This window comes from Bradyrhizobium sp. (genome assembly GCF_049691595.1).
In the GTDB taxonomy this organism is placed as follows: domain Bacteria; phylum Pseudomonadota; class Alphaproteobacteria; order Rhizobiales; family Xanthobacteraceae; genus Bradyrhizobium.
In genome coordinates, this window is sequence record NZ_JBAVNZ010000142.1 from 1 (window position 1) to 4,970 (window position 4,970).

Here is a 4,970-nt window from a genome sequence, read left to right on the forward strand (position 1 = left end):
AGCGCATGGAAAGCCAACAGACCGGTGAGCGGGCGGGGTCAAGGCCGTAGCCGCCGAAGGCGGGGGCGCGTCAGCGCCAGCCTTGAGGCCGCCCGCTCACCGGGCTACTTCTCAGCATAGTTGCTCTTTCGGGCCGGGATGGCGCGAGCTTCTAGAGATGATTTGCCCGACAAGCAAAGTGGAATATTTTTTCGAAATGGGCTGGACAGGAAATCGCTGATTTGCCCGCCGAGCAGGCGCCAGGGCGAGTTGAGCCCGACGAGCCCGCGCAAGGCGCGGCCCGAGTTGGTCCATTAGCTGTAATTGAGCCCGGAGGGGTTGAACCGCGCGAAACCCATCACCACAATTCGTGCAACTCCCAGAACTACGGTGACAGCACTTCACCGTAATCCCGCGCCAAAATGGGACGCGCCTATACAAATGTCTCCAAAGAGTCATAATCACCGTGACGAGGTACTAACGGGGTCAGCCTAACATGCTAAAAAAAGGGCGGAGACCAAATGGCGCTTATCAAGACGACACACACTGGGCTCTATCGGATCCCGCTTACCGTTAGCCTCTCTGATAGCACGCACGGCAAAATCAACGCCTTCGAATTGGTAACTTGCCGTGTCCGCGACACCGACGGGGCGGAAGGTGTCGGCTATACCTATACTGTCGGCCGCAATGGCGTCGCGATTGCCGATACACTCCGGCGAGAGATTCCCGAACTGATCGAGGGCCGCGAAGCGGATGACACTGAAGCCATCTGGCATCACGTCTGGTGGGCCTTGCACTACGGCGGCCGCGGCGGACCGCCCGTTCTCGCGCTATCGGCGCTCGATATCGCCTTGTGGGACTTGAAGGCGCGCCGTGCCAATGTGCCGCTGTTTCGCCTGCTCGGCGGCTTCGACGCTCGCGTGCCCTGTTATGCCGGCGGCATCGACCTCGATCTCTCCGTGGAGGAGCTTCTGCAACAAACGGACAACAATCTTGCCAAGGGCTTTCGCGCCATCAAGATGAAGGTTGGCCGCCCCGATCTCGCATCCGATATCAAGCGCGTGCAGGCGATGCGCATACATCTTGGAGACGGCTTTCCTCTTATGGCGGATGCCAACATGAAATGGACGGTCGAGGAAGCCATTCGCGCCGCTCGCGCCTTGCAGCCCTACGACCTGACTTGGCTCGAGGAGCCGATTATTCCTGACGATATTTCCGGGCACACCCGCATTATGGCCGCCGGCGGTATACCGATCGCGGCGGGCGAAAACCTCCGCTCTCTTTGGGAGTTCAAGAACTATATTGCAGCCGGCGCAGTGTCGTATCCCGAGCCCGATGTCACCAATTGCGGTGGCGTCACAACCTTCATGAAGGTCGCGCGGCTCGCGGAAGCGTTCAATCTTCCGGTTACCAGCCACGGCGCACATGACATTACGGTGCATCTGCTCGCGGCATGCTCGAACCGCTCCTATCTCGAGGCACACGGATTCGGGCTCGACCGCTATATCGAGCAGCCGCTCGCCCTTGAACAAGGCATGGCCTTGGCACCGGCGCGGCCCGGTCATGGTGTTACGTTTGACTGGAGCGGGCTGGCGCAAGTCGCGTCATAGATTGGAGCGGCTGGCGCAGGCTGCGCGAATAATCGGCGGCGGCCCGGTTGCCGGCCCGCACGACGGGCTTGGCTCTTTGCCTCAAATGCAAAGGCTGAGCACCTTGATGTGGCAGCGGGTGGCTTTGGGCAGGCCTGAAGGCTTGGCCTCGCGTTTCACAGCAACAAGAGGCTCGCTGTCTCTTTTGCCCTTCGTTTTCGGCTCGTAATCACCGGCGATTACCATGGCCCAGTAAGTGCGCTTGCCGCTTGCATCCTTTGCGCTCCCAATCCCGACGCGGGATGCGTTGGACAACAGCAGATTTCTGCGATGCCCGGAAGAGTCGATCCACTGGCCGAGTGTCTTCTCGAAACTCTCGTAACCGTAGGCAATATTCTCGGCCGCACGCCCCGCACGCGCCGACGCGATCCGCCCGGTGAAGGGGCCGATTATGTCATGACTGAGCTGATCCTTCGCGGCCATCGCTCGCGCCTGCTCGAGCGCAATGCGGTCGAGCGTTGCATCCCGAACGACGCGGACTTCGCCATGTTTGAGGCGGAAGTCGGAGATGAGTTCGGCTGGCGATTCGGCTGCCCTCGCAGGCGCGGCCAACAGCAAAAAGGCCGCGATTACGCAGCCAAATGCCCGACGTGTCATCGTCCCGCAAGCGTCCATTGCTCACCAACATACCCCTACGCTTGCCTCCTTATCCATCATTAATATGGTCACTTCAAGGAACGGCCCGTCTGTTCTGATCCTGACGCTTGCAATTACGAAATTACGGTGACAGCGGCTGTCCATTCCCGCGCGACGGCTGATGGAGCATGTGATCAGAAGCCTGGGATGACACCTTGAACAAGCCGTCCGGCATCGGCACATACAAGTTGAAGACAAATGAGCGGCACGTCTCAACCCATCCACGCAGGGGGCCAAGCGCATGAAAATCGCGGTGATCGGAGCAGGTAATGTCGGAAGTGCGCTCGGCACCGGCTGGGCAAAAGCGGGGCACACCATCGTATTTGGCGTGCGCGATGTGAACAAGGCTCCCTTGAAAGCCTTGTGCGAGCGGATCGGCGCGACCGCGGCGCCGCCGGCGGAGGCGGCGCGCCAGGGCGATGTGGTGGTTCTGGCGCTGCCGTGGAATGTCGCCGAAAACGCCGTCAAATCCCTCGGCGACCTCAAGGACAAGGTCATCATCGACAGCATGAACCCGCTGGCGATGAAAGACGGGGCGCTTGGGCTCGAACGTGGATACACGACATCGGGCGCGGAAGCGGTCGCGTCCTGGCTTCCCGGCGTGAAAGTCGTCAAGACCTTCAATCAGGTCGGCGCGGAGATGATGATGGCGGGCGATCGCTTCCCGGCACCGCCCGTGATGTTCCTGGCCGGCGACGATGATGGCGCGAAATCGACCGTCGCCCAGCTTGTCCGTGAGCTTGGGTTTGAAGCGCTCGACGCCGGCGCCCTCAGGCAGGCCCGACTCCTCGAGCCGTTCGCGATGGTCTGGATCAATCAGGCGATCCTTCGCGGCCTCGGGCGAGACTGGGCCTTTGGCGTGATCCGCGTCTGACAGGGAATCCGTCGCAATTCCTGAACGGCGCGGTTTTCAACGCGGCACCACCGCGGTCGCCTCGATCTCGACCCGCGCGGCCTTTTCGACCAGGCGCACGACCTGGACCAGCGCCATGGCCGGATAATGCGCGCCGATGATCTCGCGGTAGACTTGCCCGAGCGTCTTCAGGCTATCGAGATACTCGTCGATGTCGACGACATACCAGGTGAGACGAACGAGGTGGTCGGGCCGCGCGCCGCCCTCGGCGAGGATCGCCGAAATATTGCTCAGGGCCTGACGAACCTGCGCGACGAAGTCGGCCGGCAGATGCCCCTGGTTGTCCCAGCCGATCACGCCGCCCGTCACCACGAGGCGGCCATCGGCCGCCATGCCGTTGGCATATCCCTTCGGCGCGGGCCAGCCAGCCGGCTGAAGAACCCGCGGACCCGCCGCCAAAGCCGCATCCCTGGCAGCCGGCAGCACGGCGAGACCGGATCCTTCTGGCATGGTCACGAACGGCTCTCCTTTCACCGCATTCATTCGGCGGCCATCCGCGCCGACGCCGCGGCCGCGCCGGCCTGTGCGATCCGCCGCAGGGCAAATCGCTTCAGCTTGCCGGTCTCCGTCTTCGGCAGCTCGGCAACAAATTCGACCGCGCGGGGATATTTGTAGGGCGCGATCTCGCGTTTGACGTGATCCTGCAAGTCAGTGATCAAAGCGGGATCGCCGGTGATGCCGGCCACCAGCACCACATAGGCCTTGACGATCATGCCGCGCGCCTCGTCGGGCGCGCCGACCACGCCGCATTCGGCTACCGCCGGATGGGTCAGCAACGCGGCCTCGATCTCGGGGCCCGCGATGTTGTACCCGGAGGAGACGATCATGTCGTCCGATCGGGCCACGAATGAAAAGCGGCCGTTGCCGTCGCGGACGAACGTATCACCCGTCAGATTCCAGCCATCGCGCACATAGTTCGACTGCCGCTTATCCGCGAGATAGCGGCAACCGGTCGGGCCGCGAACCGCGAGTTTTCCGACGGCGCCCGGCGGCAATTCGTTCATGTCATCGTCGACGATCCTGGCCTCGTAACCGGAAACCGGGTGCCCGGTCGTCCCGGCAACGGCGTCGCCTGTCCGGTTGGTGATGAAGATATGCAGCAATTCCGTGCTGCCGATCCCGTCGAGAATCGTCTTGCCCGTCTTGCGGATCCAGCTTTCGAAAACCGGCGCCGGCAGGGTTTCGCCCGCCGAAACCGCAAGGCGCAGCGACGACAGGTCGGCGCCCTTGTCCATCGCAGCCATCATCGCCCGATATGCGGTCGGCGAGGTAAAGCAAATCGTGGCCTTGTAGGTTTCAATGATCTTGACCATCTCGCCGGGTGCGGCGTTTTCCAGCAGCGTCGCGGTAGCGCCGAACCGCAGCGGAAAGATCGCAAGACCGCCAAGCCCGAACGTAAAGGCAAGCGGCGGCGATCCCACGAAGACATCATCCGGCGTGACGTTGAGGACCTCCCTGGCATAGCCATCCGCGACGATCAGGAGATCGCGATGGAAATGCATCGTCGCCTTTGGTTCACCCGTGGTGCCCGAGGTAAATCCCAGCAAGGCGACATCGTCCCGACCGGTCTTGACCGCATCGAACCGAACCGGCTTGTTCAGCGCCACCCGATCGAGCTCGGCATCGTGGTTCGAGGTTCCGTCGAAATTCACGACCTGCTTGAGAAACCGGCTGGTCTTCGCGCATGCGACCAGTTCATCGGCGATGCGGCTGTCCGTCAGCGCAAGGCCGATCTCGGCCTTGTCGACGATCCCGGTCAATTCTCCGGCACGCAGCATCGGCATGGTGTTGAC

General features: G+C 62.2%; 5 protein-coding genes. 2 read left to right on the forward strand and 3 right to left on the reverse strand.

Going from position 1 to position 4,970, the window contains the following annotated elements:
• Window positions 1-500 precede the first annotated feature (500 nt).
• Window positions 501-1,589, forward strand: a complete 1,089-nt coding sequence (locus WCE35_RS06215) for a mandelate racemase/muconate lactonizing enzyme family protein (RefSeq protein WP_424592469.1) — start codon at window positions 501-503, stop codon at window positions 1,587-1,589.
• Between the two features lie 81 nt (window positions 1,590-1,670).
• Here the strand turns inward: WCE35_RS06215 and WCE35_RS06220 are convergent, their stop codons facing one another.
• Window positions 1,671-2,225 carry a CAP domain-containing protein gene (locus WCE35_RS06220; protein ID WP_424592470.1) on the reverse strand — a complete coding sequence of 185 codons (555 nt, stop codon included), beginning with the start codon at window positions 2,223-2,225 and terminating at the stop codon, window positions 1,671-1,673.
• Between the two features lie 280 nt (window positions 2,226-2,505).
• On the opposite strand from WCE35_RS06220, the gene WCE35_RS06225 reads away from it, so the two are divergent.
• A complete protein-coding gene (locus WCE35_RS06225; protein ID WP_424592471.1) occupies window positions 2,506-3,138 on the forward strand; it encodes an NADPH-dependent F420 reductase in 633 nt (210 codons plus the stop codon).
• A 36-nt stretch (window positions 3,139-3,174) separates the two neighbouring features.
• Here WCE35_RS06225 and WCE35_RS06230 read toward each other — a convergent pair whose 3' ends face one another.
• On the reverse strand, window positions 3,175-3,627 hold the full coding sequence (locus tag WCE35_RS06230) for a RidA family protein (protein ID WP_424592473.1): 453 nt from the start codon (window positions 3,625-3,627) through the stop codon (window positions 3,175-3,177).
• Window positions 3,628-3,656: 29 nt separating this feature from the next.
• Window positions 3,657-4,970: AMP-binding protein (locus tag WCE35_RS06235; RefSeq protein ID WP_424592472.1), on the reverse strand; the 1,314-nt coding region annotated here is incomplete at its 5' end.

Coding starts and splice junctions, on each gene's coding strand:
- WCE35_RS06215 (WP_424592469.1), top strand. CDS start 501: ATGGCGCTTATCAAGACGACACACACTGGGCTCTATCGGATCCCGCTT.
- WCE35_RS06220 (WP_424592470.1), bottom strand. CDS start 2,225: ATGACACGTCGGGCATTTGGCTGCGTAATCGCGGCCTTTTTGCTGTTG.
- WCE35_RS06225 (WP_424592471.1), top strand. CDS start 2,506: ATGAAAATCGCGGTGATCGGAGCAGGTAATGTCGGAAGTGCGCTCGGC.
- WCE35_RS06230 (WP_424592473.1), bottom strand. CDS start 3,627: ATGCCAGAAGGATCCGGTCTCGCCGTGCTGCCGGCTGCCAGGGATGCG.